The sequence below is a fragment of the Streptosporangium album genome (assembly GCF_014203795.1).
GTDB lineage: Bacteria > Actinomycetota > Actinomycetes > Streptosporangiales > Streptosporangiaceae > Streptosporangium > Streptosporangium album.
On the sequence record NZ_JACHJU010000001.1, the window covers coordinates 2,636,025 to 2,652,468 of the forward strand.

Genomic DNA, 16,444 nt, shown 5'->3' on the forward strand with positions numbered 1-16,444 from the left:
CCGTGAATATCATCACGACGGGGTCTGTCTATACTCGTGAAATCAGTTCTGGATCGGCTCCGCGATGGAGGCCGCCGAGTCCGGAACCTGGTCGGGGCCGGCCTCGCCGACGAAGACGAACTTCGCGTCGTCTCCCTCGCCCTCGATGCTGATCTTGACGATCTGACCGGGACGGAGCTCGCCGTACAGAATCTTCTCCGACAGCGAGTCCTCCAGCTCACGCTGGATCGTGCGGCGGAGCGGGCGGGCGCCCATCACCGGGTCGTAGCCACGGTCGGCCAGCAGCTGCTTGGCCTCCTGCGTGACTTCCATACCCATGTCGCGGTCCTTCAGACGCTCGCCGACCATCGCGAGCATCAGGTCCACGATCTTGATGATCTCCTTCGGCGTGAGCTGGTGGAAGACCACGATGTCGTCGACACGGTTGAGGAACTCGGGCCGGAAGTGCTGCTTGAGCTCCTCCTGGACCTTGGACTTCATCCGGTCGTAGTTCGACTCGGTGTCGTTGGACTTCGCGAACCCGACTCCCTGCCCCTTGGAGATGTCCTTGGTGCCGAGGTTGGTCGTCATGATGATGACGGTGTTCTTGAAGTCCACCACCCGGCCCTGGGCGTCGGTCAGGCGACCGTCCTCCAGGATCTGCAGCAGCGAGTTGAAGATGTCCGGGTGAGCCTTCTCGATCTCGTCGAAGAGGACGACGGAGAACGGCTTGCGCCGCACCTTCTCGGTGAGCTGGCCACCCTCCTCGTATCCGACGTAGCCGGGAGGAGAGCCGAAGAGCCGGGAGACGGTGTGCTTCTCCATGAACTCGGACATGTCCAGCATGATCAGCGCGTCCTCGTCCCCGAACAGGAACTCGGCCAGCGCCTTGGACAGCTCGGTCTTACCGACACCGGACGGACCGGCGAAGATGAACGAGCCACCCGGACGGCGCGGGTCCTTCAGACCGGCGCGCGTACGGCGGATCGAGCGGGACAGACCCTTGATGGCGTCGTCCTGGCCGATGATCCGCTTGTGCAGCTCGTCCTCCATGCGGAGCAGTCGCTGGGACTCCTCCTCGGTGAGCTTGAAGACCGGGATGCCGGTGGCCGTGGCGAGGACCTCGGCGATGAGCTCCTCGGTGACCTCGGCGACGACGTCCATGTCGCCGGCCTTCCACTCCTTCTCACGGCGTTCCCGCTTGAGCTGGAGCTGCTTCTCCTGGTCGCGCAGCGCGGCGGCCTTCTCGAAGTCCTGCGCGTCGATCGCGGACTCCTTGTCACGCCGCACGTTGGCGATCTTCTCGTCGTACTCGCGCAGGTCCGGCGGCGCGGTCATGCGGCGGATGCGCATGCGCGAGCCAGCCTCGTCGATGAGGTCGATCGCCTTGTCCGGCAGGAACCGGTCGCTGATGTAGCGGTCGGCGAGCTGCGCGGCGGCCACCAGGGCGCCATCGGTGATGGAGACCCGGTGGTGGGCCTCGTAACGGTCGCGCAGGCCCTTGAGGATCTCGATCGTGTGGCTGAGGCTGGGCTCGGCCACCTGAATCGGCTGGAAGCGGCGCTCAAGCGCGGCGTCCTTCTCCAGGTGCTTGCGGTATTCGTCGAGGGTGGTGGCACCGATGGTCTGCAGCTCGCCGCGGGCCAGCATCGGCTTGAGGATGCTGGCGGCGTCGATCGCGCCCTCGGCTGCACCCGCGCCGACGAGCGTGTGGAGCTCGTCGATGAACAGGATGATGTCGCCGCGGGTGCGGATCTCCTTGAGGACCTTCTTCAGGCGCTCCTCGAAGTCACCGCGGTAGCGGGAGCCCGCCACCAGGGCGCCCAGGTCCAGGGTGTAGAGCTGCTTGTCCTTGAGCGTCTCCGGGACCTCGCCCTTGACGATCTTCTGAGCCAGGCCTTCGACAACGGCGGTCTTGCCGACGCCGGGCTCGCCCACCAGGACAGGGTTGTTCTTGGTCCTCCGGGAGAGGACCTGCATGACCCGCTCGATCTCTTTCTCACGGCCGATGACCGGGTCGAGTTTGCCCTCACGGGCGGCCTGGGTCAGGTTGCGGCCGAACTGGTCCAGCACAAGCGAGGTCGACGGCGCGGCCTCCTGAGGGCCGCCCGCGGCGGCCGGCTCCTTGCCCTGGTAACCGTGGAGCAGCTGGATGACCTGCTGCCGCACCCGGTTGAGATCGGCGCCCAGCTTCACCAGCACCTGGGCGGCGACGCCCTCGCCCTCACGGATGAGGCCGAGCAGGATGTGCTCGGTGCCGATGTAGTTGTGACCCAGTTGCAAGGCCTCGCGGAGCGACAGCTCAAGGACCTTCTTGGCGCGCGGGGTGAACGGGATGTGCCCCGACGGCGCAGACTGTCCCTGGCCGATGATCTCCTCGACCTGCTGACGAACACCTTCAAGACTGATGCCGAGGCTCTCCAGAGCCTTGGCGGCAACGCCTTCACCTTCGTGGATCAGACCAAGAAGGATGTGCTCCGTACCGATGTAGTTGTGGTTGAGCATCCGGGCCTCTTCTTGGGCCAGGACGACAACCCGCCGTGCGCGGTCGGTGAACCTCTCGAACATCTCGTCGCTCCTCACAGAGCGGTCAGGCAGGTCCGGGATATCCGGGCCCTGTCATCCCGCATGGTAGCCCCGACCCGGCGACCGCTCTATGCAGAAGACGTTCCCCGAGAGCAGGGCGTTCACCCTCCATCCAACTACTTACGGGGGGTGGGATGTTCCCGATACGCCGCAAGCGAACGACGTTTATCGGCCGCTTAAACGCGTCATGCGGTCATGAGCGTCACCGGAGCCCGTCATGGCCGCCATAACAGCATGATTCAACGGCCCGGCGAGCCACTCCGCACCGACCAACAATCTTGGAGGCGATTCGACCCCGCTCGCTGACATCAAGGCCGGGCGCCTCCGTCCAGGCCCGATTGTCGACGCCCTTCCGCGTCAGCGCCCGGCCGCCACCCGCACGGCGGCGTCGAGATCGGCACCCAGCTTCACCAGCACCTGGGCGGCGAGACCCTCGCCCTCACGGACGAGGCCGAGCAGGATGTGCTCGGTGCCGATGTGGTCGTGACCCAGCTGCACGGACTCGCCGAGCGACATTTCAAGGGCCTTCTGGGCCTGCGGGGTGAACGGGATGTATTTCGGCGGCACAGACTGTCCCCGGCCGCTGGTCTCCGCGACCTGCCGGCGCATGCCCTCAAGGGTGACGCCGAGGCTTCCCAGAGCCTTGGCGGCGACGCCTTCACCTTCGCGGATCAGCCCGAGAAGAATGTGTTCCGTACCGATGTGGTCATGGTTGAGCGTCCGGGCCTCGTCTTGGGCCATGACGACAACCTGCCGTGCACGGTCGGTGAACCTCTCATACATCTCGTCGCTCCTCATAGACCTCACAGAGCGGTAAGGCAGGTCCGGGATGTCCGGGCCCACATCCCGCACGGTGGCTCCGACCAGGCGACCGCTCTGTGTATAAGACGTTCCCCAAGAGCCGTTCGCCCTCCATCCAACTACCTGTGAGAGGGCGGGATGCCCCCGATACGCCGCGAGCGAACGACCTTTATCGACCACTCAAACGCGTCATGCGGTCATGGCCGCCACCGGACCCCACCGTGGCCGCCATAACCGCATGATTCAACGATCTAGTGAGCCGCTTCGTACTGCTCGACGATCTTGGAGGCGATTCGACCGCGCTCGCTGACATTGAGGCCGTGCGACTTCGCCCATGCCCGGATGTCGGCGCTCTTCTCTCGCGTCAGCGCCCGGGTGCCACCTGCACGGCGACGACGAGGGGCCAGCGCGCCGGAACGACGGGCGCTCTGCACGAAAGGCGACAGGGAGTCGCGGAGCTTCTTCGCGTTTACGTCACTCAGATCAATCTCATAGCTGGTGCCGTCAATCGCGAAGGCGACAGTCTCATTGGCCTCGCCCCCATCGAGGTCGTCGATGAGAATCTCCTGGATCTGCTTGGCCATCTACGCAATCCTTTCGCGGAGTATTGTTTCATTCGCTAGCTAAACATATACCCGCAATCGGAGAGCGGCAATTCCGGGAGACCGGCGATTCTCGCCGGGCACCGAGGCCGCGCGTTGATCAACTGTTCTCCGACTCAGCCTGGTCCCGCGGTTTTGCCGGGCGGCGGCCGGCGGCTTCACTGCGTAGAACCTTGACAACTCCGTAGATGAAGGCCCCGCCGACGACCACTGGAGGTATCAACGCGGACAATACGTCGCTCATTCGTCCTCGCTCCGCACCGGGGATGGCTTTCTGGGGACCATGGATTTTTTGACGACGGCATCCCGGGCCGTGCCGGGGGCTCGCTGGATCGCGTTGGATCCGCCCACACATGACCATAGCGTCACCGACGAGCGGTGGCCGTCACTGGGGCGGCCATGCCGGTCGTTCACTACCTTAATGCTTCTCTCCAGCCGTCTTACCGGTTGCACTCCGTAAAGCCGGGCGGAAAAAACCGGCAAGGTGATCACGCGATGATCAACTTTACCGGAAAACCAATGCCCGCCCAGGTCCCCGGCCGCGGGGCGACCCACCTCTCTGCCGTGAAATCCCTGCTGAGGGAGGGGTAGGCGAGACCGGGAGAGACCGCCGCGGAGCTGGAGACCGTCGTCACACTCTTCACCATGGAATGCCCGCCGTGATGAGAACGCCCGGTCGGAGAGCCCTCGCTTCATCGGACCGGCGGCCCACCGCGCAACGCCATCGTCGACAAGAAGGCGGGGCTTCATCGCTTTCTTACCAAGGAGACGTCCGTCTCCGGCATACAGGGCATAGTCGTAGCCCGTATAACCACCAAACGCGCTCAGGCGCGTCAACAACCCCGTCAACACCACGGTCTCCGGACCCGGAGCGGCAGAAGGGCCTGGCGTGGCGGCTGGAAGATCCGGAAGACGGCCGAGAACGGGAAGGTCCGGAAGACGGCGGAGAAGGGGAGGAAGAGAATCCGGTGGAGCGTCACGGCACCGGCGGCACCGATGCTTCCACCATTTCATCGGTGGTACGGGGAACTTCCGACCGCAAGTGACAGCTCATTGGCCGCTCTTAGCGGGCCGCCCTCGACGTCATGACCGACCCGGTCGTGATTGTCGGCATCAGAGCACGAGGCGACCGCCATAACCTTCCTCCCGGCGGTGCGTATGGCATGGCTTTGCACTTCCGGCGCGCGGCGTCGGAAGGTCGTTACGGAGCCCGTTTTCTCACTCATACGTGAAATCGGGGCCGGCGGTTCATCCCGCCGACCCCGATTTTCGGGGAACTACTTGGTCTTGACCACGGCCGTCTTGGCCGCCTTGTCGTGCAGAGCCTGCTGCAGGGGCTTGTCCCACAGCGGCCACAGCACATCCACCAGCACGAAAATCCCGAGCAGGGAGGTCAGCAGCATGGCGATGAATCCCAGCAGGCCGCTGAACGCGTAGATGACGTAGAAGCCGAACAGCACGAGGGCCCGCTTGACGGCGCCCCCGATGTCCAGGCCGCCGGTGAGCCGGCCTCCCACCGGGACGACCCTGATGCCCATGATCTGCTTGCCGAGGGTGGTGCCGTTGCGCATCAGCATGAAGATCTCGTAGCCGATGAGCGCCAGCCCGACGATGAGCGAGGACACCAGCCCGTACATGGCGACGCTGCCCTCGATGGCGAAGGTCTCGCTGTTGAACGTCGGCTTGAACGGCAGCGCGGCCAGATAGCCCACGATGTTGGCGGGGATGCCCACGATCAGTGAGTCGATGAGGCGGGCCACCAGGCGCTGCCACCACTCCGCGAGGGGGGCGGGGACGCCGGGGGGCATCGCACCCTGAGGCGCGTAGCCCTGGCCGTAGCCCTGCTGCTGGCCGTAGCCCGGCTGCTGGCCGTAACCCGGCTGGGGGGGCTGCTGGCCGTAGCCCGGCTGGCCGTAGGGACCCGTACCCGGCTGCTGGCCGTACTGCTGCTGCTGGCCGTAGCCCGACTGCTGGCCGTAACCCGGCTGGGCGGGCTGCTGGCCGTAGGGACCCGTACCCGGCTGCTGGCCGTACTGCTGCTGCTGTCCGTAGCCCGACTGCTGGCCGTAACCCGGCTGGGCGGGCTGCTGGCCGTAGGGGGACTGCTCCTGAGCCGGCTGCTGGCCGTACGGCTGCTGCTGGCCATAGGACTGCTCCTGGGCGGGCTGCCCGTAGGGAGACTGCTGGCCGTAGCCCGGCTGGCCGTAGGGGCCCGTCCCAGGCTGCTGCTGGCCGTAGCCCGGCTGGGCGGGCTGCTGGCCGTAGGGGGACTGCTCCTGAGCCGGCTGCTGGCCGTACGGCTGCTGCTGGCCGTACCCCGGCTGCTGTCCGTACCCCGGCTGCTGGCCGTACTGCTGCTGCCCGTACCCCGGCTGGGCCTGTCCCGGACCGGTGTGCGGCTGTGACGCCTCCGCTCGGTATCCCACAATCGTTACATCGGGGTCGTGTTCGTCATGGTCTCGGCCCCCACTGTGCTGCCCGTACTCCGGCTGTCCCGACGGTGTGCGATCGCGGTCGGGATCATCCTGGTACGGCGGCTGTCCGATGCTCACCGCGTCACCTCACTTCGACTGCGCATGTGGCATATGTGAGACGCACATGCTTGCTGCAGCACAAGGTATCGACATAGGTATCAACAGTCATCTTTCCGATCAGTAACCGCCACGGCAATGTCAGCGCTGGTCCTCGGTCAGGTGGAGCAGCATCCGGGTGTTTCCCAGGGTGTTCGGCTTGACATGCTCCAGGTCGAGAAACTCCGCGACACCCTCGTCATAGGAGGCGAGAAGCTCGGCGTAGACCTCCGGGGAGACGGGTGTGCCCTGGATCTCCCGGAATCCGTGCCGGGCGAAGAATCCGACCTCGAAGGTGAGGCAGAAGACCCTGCGCAGCCCGAGCTCGCCGGCGGTGCGGATGAGTTCCGAGACGATCCGGTTGCCGATGCCCAGCCCCCGGCAGCCGGGGTCGACGGCGACGGTGCGGATCTCCGCGAGGTCCTCCCAGAGCACGTGGAGCGCCCCGCAGCCCACCACGGCACCCGTCTGCTCGGCGACCCAGAACTCCTGGACGTCCTCGTACAGGGTGACCGTGGCCTTCTCCAGGAGGCGGCGGCCGGCGCCCCCGTAGGTGTCGACGAGCCGCCGGATGACACGCACGTCCCGGGTGCGGGCGCGCCGCACCCGGACCGTGGCCTCGTCGGCCTCGGCCTCCCGGTGGTCCCGCTCGGGGTCTGCACTTCCGCCCCCGGGCCCGGCCTCCTGACCTGCTTTCCCGGTGCCGTGTACGGCCTGCGTAGGGGAGTGCTCCGCAACCTGCTCCATGACCGATCAGCGTACGTCCTCAACTCTCTCGAGTTACGGCTCACCCTTAACTCCCACCTCGCAGACACCAGATGGCCTGCGGTGGCTCAGTGGCCACGCCGGGCCGGCTGCCTCGGCAAGAGTCGGAATCCGCCTTTCACGGGGCTCTGGACCTGCGAAGACTTCCGTCATGAGCACTCAAAAGACGGATAAAACCAGCGTAATGCGCATGTTGATCATGAAGATGTGTGATCTCGCCGTGACGTGCCAGTTGTGAAACCTCTACCGAGTTTGTAGTTCTGGTTGAGCATGAACCTCCAATTGCACTAATGTCCGTGCTCGATGTCAGCAGGGTAAAGAGCTGACCCGCCGAATCCCCGGAACCGGGGAACCGGGGACCCACCCTCCACGTCCCTGGGGTGAATCCGAGGTGCCACCGGCACCTCGGTAGGGCTGCCTCCGGCCCGAACCCGTCAGCTAACCCGGTAGGCGGCCGAGAGAGGAGCCTGTTGGTGAAGCGCACGCGCAACCCTGAGGGAAAGCGCGAGGGTAGACATGCCCGCCGGGAACACGTCTCACGTGGACTCACCTGCCGGATGGCGGTCATCGGGCTGGCCTTCGCCTCCCTGACCCTCGGCACCCCTCTGGTCGCGGCCACCGCCGACCCGCAGCCCAACCTGAAGGAACTCGCCAAGCAGGCCGAGAAGCTGCACACCGAGATCGAGACGCTGAGCGAGCAGTACAACGGCGGGCGCGTCAAGCTCAAGCAGGCCCAGCGCGCCGCGGAGACGGCCAAGAAGACCCTCGCCGGCAGCGAGTCCGAGCTCGCCTCCCGCCGCACCAAGGCCACCCTCCTGGCGCAGCGCTCCTACATGTCGGGCGGGCTGGGCTCGGCTCTCGCCTTCACCCAGTCGAACGATCCCGACGCCTTCCTCGACCGGGCCACCACGAGCTACGCCCTCCAGCAGCAACAGAGCGAGGAGGTCGCCCAGGTCGCCCAGGCGATCAAGAACGCTGAGCGGGCCCAGGCCAGCGCCAAGGCCCGGACCGCCGAGGTGAAGGGACTCCTCGAGGAGATCGGCACCAAGCGCACCAAGATCGAACGTCTGGTCGCCAAGGTCGAGAGCAACCTGTTCAGCGAGGTGCGCAGCCGGGCCAAGACCACCATAGGCAGCAGGGTGCGGATCAGCGTGCCGATCGTCGGCAGCGGCAAGGCCGCCGAGGCCGCCCGCTGGGCGCTCACCCAGCAGCTCAAGCCGTACGTCTGGGGCGCCGAGGGGCCCGGCTCCTTCGACTGCTCCGGCCTGGTCATGTGGGCCTACCAGAAGGTCGGCATCAGCCTGCCTCACTACACCGGTGACCAGTGGACCGCGGGCACCCACGTGTCCAGAGACCAGCTGCGCCCCGGCGATCTGGTCTTCTTCTACAGCGACCTGCACCACGTCGGGATCTACATCGGCGCGGGCATGATGGTCCACGCCCCGCAGACCGGTGACGTCATCCACATCGCCTCGATCGACAACCGCCCCTTCGCCGGCGGCGTGCGGATCGCGGACTGAGGCGGGCGACCGGGACAGGACCTAGATCAGTCGGCGGCGAGCGGCCCAGGCCACGGCCTCGATCGCCGTGGCCACGCCGATGCGGTCGCAGATCCCGCGGAGCCTGCGCCGGACGGTCCGGCCACTGATGTCGAGACGACGCCCCACCCGGTCCACGGTGACGCCCTTGGCAAGTTCTGCCAGGAGCACGAGATCTTCGTCACTGAGACCGATCTCGCCCGCGCCCAGGAGTCTGTCGTCGCGACGGGAATCCACTTCCGGATATGCCATCTAGAGTCGCTCCCCCCGCTCTGAAACTCAGGCGTGAGTATGTTGGAATCAATGCCGCCCGTCAGGAACGGTAAACGCCTTGTTCAAAGGTCGTCAAGTTCTCTTCTCCATAGAGGTGGCGGACGCTATTGACATAGCGGCCGCTACGTGAAGTACTCATGATATGTCGGTGCCTTTGCGGTTAAGCCGGAGCGAAGCCAAGGCACGCACCCGCAAGCGTCTGTTGTCCGCAGCGGCCGAAGTCTTCGCAGAACAAGGTTTCGCCGGCGCCTCCGTCGACGAGATCGCCTTCAGGGCCGGCCACACGGTCGGTGCCCTCTACTCCCATTTCGCCGGAAAGAACGAGCTCTTCCTCACGCTCTTTGACGAGCGGGTCTCCCACCCCCTTGACCACGTCGGGGAAATCGCCTCCCAATGGGAGGGAGACGAGACCACCTTTGCGGCATTTGGGGCATATCTGGCTGGAGTGGCTGATCATCACACGGTACGGAGCACGCTGGAAATGGAGTTTCTGCGCTATGCGCTGACCCGGCCGGAATTACTCGACCGTCTGGCCGCCCGCTGGTGGGCTCCCCGTGCGGCGGTCGCCCGCCTGGTGGCCCCGCACTGCGGGGGACACGATCCCGCCCTCGTGGCGACCGCGATCATCGGACTCTTCGAGGGGCTCGTCATGCAGCGCCGCGTCGACCGCGCCGCAGTGCCGCCCCAGCTGTTCACCGAGTCACTGCGCTGGCTGATGGCAGGGCTCGCCCGCACTCCCGTGAGACCGGCGGACCCGTTGCCGGAACCGCGCTGAGTCCGGACGGGGTTCCCGATGCCGACTTACCCCGGCTGGGCCCGCAGGCCGTACGGGCCCAGCCGGGCGCAGGCCCTCGCGACGGCGCCGGGTCTGGCCCCGGCACCGCCCGCATGGGGAACGGTCACGCCCCGCCCGGCTCAGCCTGCTGGCTTGACCAGGGGGAACAGGATCGTTTCGCGGATGTTTCTGCCGGTGAAGGCCATGACGAGACGGTCCACACCGAGCCCCATGCCACCGGTGGGCGGCATGGCATATTCCAGGGCGGTGAGGAAGTCCTCGTCAAGCTGCATGGCCTCGGGGTCGCCCCCGGCGGCGAGCAGGGACTGCTCGGTGAGGCGGCGGCGCTGCTCGACCGGGTCGACCAGCTCCGAGTAGGCGGTGCCGAGTTCGGTGCCGAACCCGATCAGGTCCCACTTCTCGGTGAGGAGCGGATTGTCGCGGTGCTGGCGGGTCAGCGGGGAGGTCTCCAGCGGGTAGTCCATGACGAACGTGGGCTGGATGAGGGTGTGCTCGACGAGTTCCTCGAAGATCTCCTGAACGAGCTTGCCCTGGCCCCACTTCGGGTCCCAGTGGATGTCGTGCGTGTCCGCGTGCTTGCGGACCTGCTCCAGCGGCGTCTCGGTGGTGATCTCCTGCCCCAGGGCCTCCGACACCGCTCCGTAGAGGGTGATCCTCGGCCACTCGGGCAGGCCCAGGTCGATCTCCTGACCCTCGTGGGTCACCACGGAGTGGCCGAGGGCGGCCACGACCGCGCTCTGGATCATCCGCTGGGTCAGGTCGGCCATGTCGTTGTAGTCGAGATACGTCCCGTAGGCCTCGAGCATGGTGAACTCGGGGTTGTGGGTGGCGTCCGCGCCCTCGTTGCGGAAGTTGCGGTTGATCTCGAAGACCTTCTCGATCCCGCCCACCACGAGCCGCTTGAGGTAGAGCTCGATCGCGATGCGGAGGTAGAGCTCCATGCTGTAGGCGTTGATGTGGGTCTTGAACGGCCGGGCCGTCGCACCGCCGTGGATCGGCTGGAGCATCGGCGTCTCGACCTCGAGGTAGCCCTCGCCGTGCCAGAAGTCACGCATCGCCCGCACGACGGCGCTACGGGTGTAGGCCATCTTCCGCGCCTCGTCGTTGACGATGAGGTCCAGGTAACGCTGGCGGACCCGCGCCTCGGGGTCGGTGAGCCCGGCGTGCTTCTCCGGCAGCGGGCGCAGGCACTTTGAAGTGATCGCCCAGCGGTCGGCGAGGATGGACAGCTCACCACGGCGGGAGGTGATGACCTCGCCCTCGATGCCGACGTGGTCACCGAGGTCGACGTCGCGCTTCCAGGCGGCCAGGGAGTCTTCCCCCACCTTGTCCAGCGAGATCATGACCTGGAGGTCGGCGGAGCCGTCACGGATGGTGGCGAAGCAGAGTTTGCCCCCGGTCCGGGAGAGCATGACCCGCCCAGTAACGCCCACTTTGTCGCCGGTCGCGGTGTCTACGGGGAGATCGGCATATTTTTCACGGATCTCGGCGTTGGTCGCGGTGCGCGGAAAATTCACCGGGTAGGGGTCGACGCCTTCGGAGCGGAGGCGGTCGAGCTTCTCCCGGCGCACGCGCATCTGCTCGGGCAGATCCTCGGCTGGGTTCGTCACTTCATCGGTCACAGGCCAAGGTTACCGATGTCTGTGCTAGGCGGTGTTGCGGTGATAGATCAGCCGGAGCCCGATCAGCGTGAGCCACGGCTCGTGCATGTCGATCGAGCGCGCCTCGCTGACCACCAGCGGTGCCGCGCTGCCGGTGGCGACGACGGTGACGTCGTCCGGGTCGTCGGCCAGCTCGGCCGCCATGCGCTCGACGATCCCGTCCACCTGACCGGCGAACCCGTAGATGATGCCCGCCTGGAGCGCCTCGACCGTGTTCTTGGCGATCACCGAACGCGGCCGGATCAGCTCCACCTTGTGCAGCTGCGCCCCGGCCGCGGCCAGCGCGTCCACCGAGATCTCGATGCCGGGAGCGGTCACCGCGCCGACGTACTCCCCCTTGGCGGAGACCGCGTCGAAGGAGGTCGCGGTGCCGAAGTCGACGATGACGCACGGCCCGCCGTACAGCTGGATGGCCGCCAGCGCGTTGACGATCCGGTCGCTGCCGACCTCCTTCGGGTTGTCCATCCTGACCGGCACCCCGGTGCGGATGCCGGGCTCGACGATCACCGCGGTGACGTCGCCGTAATAGCGGCGGCACATCTCGCGCATCTCGTTGAGCACCGACGGCACCGTGGAGCAGAGCACGATGCCATCGACGTCGGTCCCCTTGAGCAGGGGCGACTGCCCGAGCAGCCCCTGCAGCACGACGGCGATCTCGTCTGCCGTACGCCGGGCGTCGGTGGCGATCCGCCAGTGCTCGATGACCTCATCGCCCTCGAACAGGCCGAGAACGGTGTGCGTGTTACCGACGTCGATGGCAAGCAGCATCAATTCCCCCGAAGGTCCAATGCGATGTCAAGAGCCGGTGCCGAGTGGGTGAGCGCGCCCACGGCAAGGTAGTCGACGCCTGTCTCGGCCACCTCATGGGCCATTTCCAAGGTCAACCCTCCACTCGACTCCAGGCGTGCCCTGCCGTCTACCAGCCGTACGGCCAGCGCCAGCTCGTCCACGGTGAAATTATCCAGCAGGATCTCCTCGGCGCCCTCGGCGAGCACCGGCTCGATCTGGTCGATCCGATCCACCTCGACCTCGATCGGCAGGCCGGGGTAGGCGTCCCGCACCGCCCGGAACGCTTCGGCCACTCCACCCGCGGCCACCACGTGATTGTCCTTGATCAGCGCGGCATCCGAAAGCGACATACGGTGGTTGACTCCTCCGCCGCACCGCACAGCGTACTTCTCCAGGGCCCGCAGCCCGGGCAGCGTCTTGCGGCTGTCCCTGATCCGCGCTCCCGTCCCCCGCACGGCCCGGACCCAGCGCCCGGTGAGGGTCGCGACGCCGGACAGGTGGGTGAGCAGGTTGAGCGCGGTCCGCTCGGCCGTCAGCAGGTCCCGCGTGGGGCCGGTGACGGTCATCAGCACGTCGCCCCGCGTGACGCGCTCGCCGTCCTTGACCCGGCGCTCGACCACCAGACGGCCCCCGCTCAGGTAGGAGAACACGCCCTCGGCGACGGCCAGCCCGCAGACCACCCCGTCCGCGCGGGCCACCACGTCGGCGGTGTCGGCCTGCTCCGCCGGGATGGTGGCGAGGCTGGTGACGTCACCCGCGGCCTGGAGGTCCTCGTCGGCGGCGGCCTTGAAGAGCGCCGTCACCGCGGCCGGGTCCAGGCCCGCCTCGATAAGGTCCGTCTCCACCTGTGCCGGCAGCACCGTCTCGCGCTGCCCGTGCGGCACGTATGTCATGGTCATTCCCTCCGCTGTCAGAGTCACGTCGAGGTGGCCCAGCCACCAGGCATCGTTCCGTTCGGGAAAGTCCTCACGCCAGTGCGACCCGCGGGTCTCCTCGCGATTACGGGCGGCCGCCACCAGTGCCGAGGCGACCGTCAGCAGGTTGGTGGCCTCCCACGACTCGGTGCGCGGTTCCACCGCCACCGGGGTCCACCGGGTGCTCACCAGGGCGCGGGCCACCTCGGTCAGGGACTCCTGGCTGCGCAGCACGCTCGCGCCCCGGCTCATGTGCCCCTGAATCCTGGACCTGGCTCTCGGGTCGACCAGGCCCGCGGGCCGGTCGTCGGCCACCGGCTCACCGGGGGCCGTACCAGGGGAGTCGGCGTGCCGCCGCGCGTGGATGTCCTCGGCGATCCGCCCGGCGAAGACCAGTCCTTCGAGCAGCGAGTTGGAGGCCAGCCGGTTGGCGCCGTGCACGCCGGTGCAGGCCACCTCCCCGCAGGCGTACAGCCCCGGCACGCTGGTACGGCCGTGCAGGTCGGCGCGGACGCCGCCGCTGGCGTAGTGGGCGGCCGGGGCGACCGGGACGGGCTGGGTCACCGGGTCGATGCCGTGTTCCAGGCAGACCGCGTGAATGGTCGGGAAGCGGGTGCGCCACTTCTCCTCGCCGAAGTGGCGGGCGTCGAGATACATGTGGTCGGCGCCGGTCTCGCGCATCCGCCGCATGATCGCCTTGGCCACGACGTCGCGGGGCGCGAGGTCGGCGAGCTCGTGGACGCCCGCCATGAAGCGGGTGCCCTCGGCGTCGATCAGCACCGCACCCTCGCCCCTGACCGCCTCGGAGATCAGCGGCTGCTGGCCGGTCGCGTCCTCGCCCAGCCAGAGCACGGTCGGATGGAACTGGACGAACTCCAGGTCCCTGACGACGGCGCCGGCCCGTAGCGCCAGTGCCACCCCGTCGCCGGTGGAGACGACGGGGTTGGTGGTGGCGGCATAGACCTGACCCATGCCGCCGGTGGCCAGCACCACGGCTCGGGCCCTGACCGCGCCCACGCCGTCGCGTTCGCCCTCGCCCATGACGTGCAGGGTGACTCCCGCGGTCCGGCCGCCGGCGTCCTTGAGGAGGTCGAGCACGAGCGCGTGCTCGACCACCTCGATCGCCGACTCCTGGACGGCCTGGACGAGCGCCCGCTGCACCTCCGCCCCGGTGGCGTCGCCGCCCGCGTGCACGATGCGGTTGCGCCGGTGGCCGCCCTCCCGGGTGAGCTGGAGCTCGCCCGAGTCGTCGGTGTCGAACCGGGCGCCCGTGGCGATCAGCCCGCGCAGCGCGGCGGGGCCCTCGGTCACCAGCACCCGGACGGCTTCCGAGTCGCAGAGCCCGACGCCCGCGACGAGGGTGTCGGACAGGTGCTCGGCGGGGGTGTCCCGCGGGTCGAGCACGGCGGCGATCCCGCCCTGCGCCCAGCGCGTGGACCCCGACGACAGCACATCCTTGGTGACGACCAGGACCTTCGCGCCGGGGTCGAGATCGGCATACCGCAGCGCCAGGGTCAGCCCCGCGATGCCGGAACCCACCACGACCACATCCGCCTCGACCGTCCAACCCGGGGCGGGCGCGGTCAACCTCTGGGGAATGGCAGGGATCGCCATGACCGTCTCCTCGCGGGGGTTGAGAGGTCTTCATTTCGTCAATGTGACGATAACGCGCGCCGCACAGCGGTTCTTCCCCGGGGTGCCCCGTGGAGCCCATTTCACGGCCAGGCCGGCGGCGGCGGGCTCATACGCCGCCGGGTCGCGGGAGTGCGGGCCCGAGAGCCGACCACGGCCACCGGGACTCCCTGAGAGGCGGGTCCGAGGATCCGCGGCGTCGGGTCGACCACTTCCAGGGCGTGCGGTTTTCCTGATCTTTATTCACCTTCCGTTGACAGGGATGTAACAGAGCTACATAACATGCATGTAGCCGATGATCACCCCCTATCCGCCGCAGCGGAGGCATCGCCATGGCACGTGAACCAGCACCGGTATCGCCACAGTGGCGAGAGTGGGACGGCGGTCCTGAGCTCTCCCGCTCGTGGCCCTCCCCGCACGCGGACATCGACGTCAACACCGCCGGTCTCAGGAAGGTCGGCGACGCGATCATGCTGGAGGCGGACACCGCGTATGGCTACAACCGGGACGACAATAAATCCTCCGCTCTGGGGTCCTATCAGGACATGACCGATTCCGATCACGCCGGGCTGCTCGGCCGGATCGGAAAGTTCGACCCCCCGCGGTGGGATGCGCTCACCGCACTCAGGAAGACCCTGACAGGCATCAGCGGCTTCGTCGTGGGCGGAACCCATTGCGCCCTGGAGATTTACAACAATTTCGGCAACATGATCTTCGCGACCTCGGCGAACTACGCCATGGCCGACAGCGTCTTCGACAAGAACATCTCCGTGCTGCGATACACCGTCAACGGCGCAGGCGTCCGCCACGAGACCTGGAAAAAGAAGTCCTACGTATGGCAAGAGGACAACATCTCGGACTACGACGCACCCACGATCAAGGCCATGCTGAACAGCGTCGAGGTGGAGACCATGCTGCGCAAGGGCTGCGCGTGCGCCGATCTGGCCACGTGGTTGACCAGCCTGCAGTCCCTCGTCGAGGAGCACGCCAGGCAGCTGGCCGGCGCCTGGCAGGGCGAGCCGGCCGAACTCGCCCTGGACGCCTTCCGCAAGGTGCACGCCACCGTCAGGGCGCTGGCCTACGCCATCGGCACGACCGGCGACACGATCATCTGGCTGGCCAACGTGATCCACCAACGTCAGGTGGACTTCGAATCCGTGGTCAAGCTGGGCAACTGGGAGTTCGACGACGACCTGCCGGACTGGCTGCTCCCCTGGGGCGGCGGCGCACACGACCGCGCCCGCGACTACCTGCGCGAACTCAACCAGCAGCTGAAAATCGCCTACGACATGCTTCCCGCAGAGATCGAGGTCCTCCTCCCCACCACCCGCAGCGACAACCCGAAGTACACCGACGAGAAGGACGGGCTCAAGGACGGCAGCGACTACTGGGATTTCATGATCTTGTACACCCCGCCGTTCCCCCTTCTGGACCGTGACGAGCCGGCATCCTGACAGCGCCCGCTCGCACGCGTACGAACGAGGCGGGCGAGAGCCGGACGGGCCGCCGACATCGCCGACATCGCCGACTGACCCCAC

Annotated in this window: 11 protein-coding genes, 1 pseudogene and 1 riboswitch; of the genes and pseudogenes, 3 read left to right on the forward strand and 9 right to left on the reverse strand. The window is 67.2% G+C overall.

The genetic code is table 11. The features are described from left to right. Positions 1-42 precede the first annotated feature (42 nt). The 5 genes and pseudogenes from FHR32_RS12460 to FHR32_RS12485 form a co-directional block, all read right to left on the reverse strand. Positions 43-2,547 (reverse strand): ATP-dependent Clp protease ATP-binding subunit, encoded by a 2,505-nt coding sequence (locus FHR32_RS12460; protein WP_184754453.1) that lies wholly within the window; start codon positions 2,545-2,547, stop codon positions 43-45. Between the two features lie 405 nt (positions 2,548-2,952). Continuing rightward, positions 2,953-3,348: pseudogene (locus FHR32_RS12470) on the reverse strand (Clp protease N-terminal domain-containing protein); the annotation flags it as partial. Between the two features lie 269 nt (positions 3,349-3,617). Then, a complete protein-coding gene (locus FHR32_RS12475) occupies positions 3,618-3,950 on the reverse strand; it encodes a histone-like nucleoid-structuring protein Lsr2 (RefSeq protein ID WP_184724583.1) in 333 nt (110 codons plus the stop codon). Positions 3,951-5,245: 1,295 nt separating this feature from the next. After that, positions 5,246-6,520, reverse strand: a complete 1,275-nt coding sequence (locus FHR32_RS46655; RefSeq protein ID WP_184754455.1) for an RDD family protein — start codon at positions 6,518-6,520, stop codon at positions 5,246-5,248. A gap of 120 nt (positions 6,521-6,640) precedes the next feature. After that, positions 6,641-7,285: an amino-acid N-acetyltransferase gene (locus FHR32_RS12485; protein ID WP_184754456.1), complete on the reverse strand. Its 645-nt coding sequence runs from the start codon at positions 7,283-7,285 to the stop codon at positions 6,641-6,643. Positions 7,286-7,621: 336 nt separating this feature from the next. Next, positions 7,622-7,771, forward strand: a riboswitch (cyclic di-AMP (ydaO/yuaA leader). Between the two features lie 5 nt (positions 7,772-7,776). On the opposite strand from FHR32_RS12485, the gene FHR32_RS45925 reads away from it, so the two are divergent. Then, on the forward strand, positions 7,777-8,823 hold the full coding sequence (locus tag FHR32_RS45925; protein ID WP_312882293.1) for a C40 family peptidase: 1,047 nt from the start codon (positions 7,777-7,779) through the stop codon (positions 8,821-8,823). Positions 8,824-8,844: 21 nt separating this feature from the next. Here the strand turns inward: FHR32_RS45925 and FHR32_RS12495 are convergent, their stop codons facing one another. Further along, entirely contained in the window at positions 8,845-9,093 is a 249-nt protein-coding gene (locus tag FHR32_RS12495) for a helix-turn-helix domain-containing protein (protein WP_246466120.1), read from the reverse strand. Between the two features lie 169 nt (positions 9,094-9,262). On the opposite strand from FHR32_RS12495, the gene FHR32_RS12500 reads away from it, so the two are divergent. After that, positions 9,263-9,889 (forward strand): TetR/AcrR family transcriptional regulator, encoded by a 627-nt coding sequence (locus FHR32_RS12500; RefSeq protein WP_184754457.1) that lies wholly within the window; start codon positions 9,263-9,265, stop codon positions 9,887-9,889. Between the two features lie 140 nt (positions 9,890-10,029). On the opposite strand, the gene lysX is transcribed toward FHR32_RS12500, so the two are convergent. Genes lysX through FHR32_RS12515 form a run of 3 tightly spaced genes read right to left on the reverse strand, consistent with a single transcriptional unit; the run spans position 10,030 to position 14,888 of the window. Further along, complete coding sequence (lysX, locus tag FHR32_RS12505; protein WP_184754458.1) at positions 10,030-11,532, reverse strand: bifunctional lysylphosphatidylglycerol synthetase/lysine--tRNA ligase LysX; 1,503 nt, start codon at positions 11,530-11,532, stop codon at positions 10,030-10,032. A 24-nt stretch (positions 11,533-11,556) separates the two neighbouring features. Further along, positions 11,557-12,339, reverse strand: a complete 783-nt coding sequence (locus tag FHR32_RS12510; RefSeq protein ID WP_184754459.1) for a type III pantothenate kinase — start codon at positions 12,337-12,339, stop codon at positions 11,557-11,559. Then, positions 12,339-14,888 (reverse strand): L-aspartate oxidase, encoded by a 2,550-nt coding sequence (locus FHR32_RS12515; RefSeq protein WP_184754460.1) that lies wholly within the window; start codon positions 14,886-14,888, stop codon positions 12,339-12,341. The genes FHR32_RS12510 and FHR32_RS12515 overlap by 1 nt, the downstream gene beginning before the upstream one ends. Positions 14,889-15,238: 350 nt before the next feature. Here FHR32_RS12515 and FHR32_RS12520 point away from each other — a divergent pair, with 350 nt between their 5' ends. Then, complete coding sequence (locus FHR32_RS12520) at positions 15,239-16,360, forward strand: hypothetical protein (protein ID WP_184754461.1); 1,122 nt, start codon at positions 15,239-15,241, stop codon at positions 16,358-16,360. Positions 16,361-16,444 lie beyond the last annotated feature (84 nt).

Bases quoted from the DNA above. Each gene is read 5' to 3' on its own strand.
- FHR32_RS12460 (WP_184754453.1), bottom strand. From the start codon at position 2,547: ATGTTCGAGAGGTTCACCGACCGCGCACGGCGGGTTGTCGTCCTGGCC.
- FHR32_RS12495 (WP_246466120.1), bottom strand. From the start codon at position 9,093: ATGGCATATCCGGAAGTGGATTCCCGTCGCGACGACAGACTCCTGGGC.
- FHR32_RS12520 (WP_184754461.1), top strand. From the start codon at position 15,239: ATGGCACGTGAACCAGCACCGGTATCGCCACAGTGGCGAGAGTGGGAC.
- FHR32_RS12475 (WP_184724583.1), bottom strand. From the start codon at position 3,950: ATGGCCAAGCAGATCCAGGAGATTCTCATCGACGACCTCGATGGGGGC.
- FHR32_RS12510 (WP_184754459.1), bottom strand. From the start codon at position 12,339: ATGCTGCTTGCCATCGACGTCGGTAACACGCACACCGTTCTCGGCCTG.
- FHR32_RS12485 (WP_184754456.1), bottom strand. From the start codon at position 7,285: ATGGAGCAGGTTGCGGAGCACTCCCCTACGCAGGCCGTACACGGCACC.
- FHR32_RS12515 (WP_184754460.1), bottom strand. From the start codon at position 14,888: ATGGCGATCCCTGCCATTCCCCAGAGGTTGACCGCGCCCGCCCCGGGT.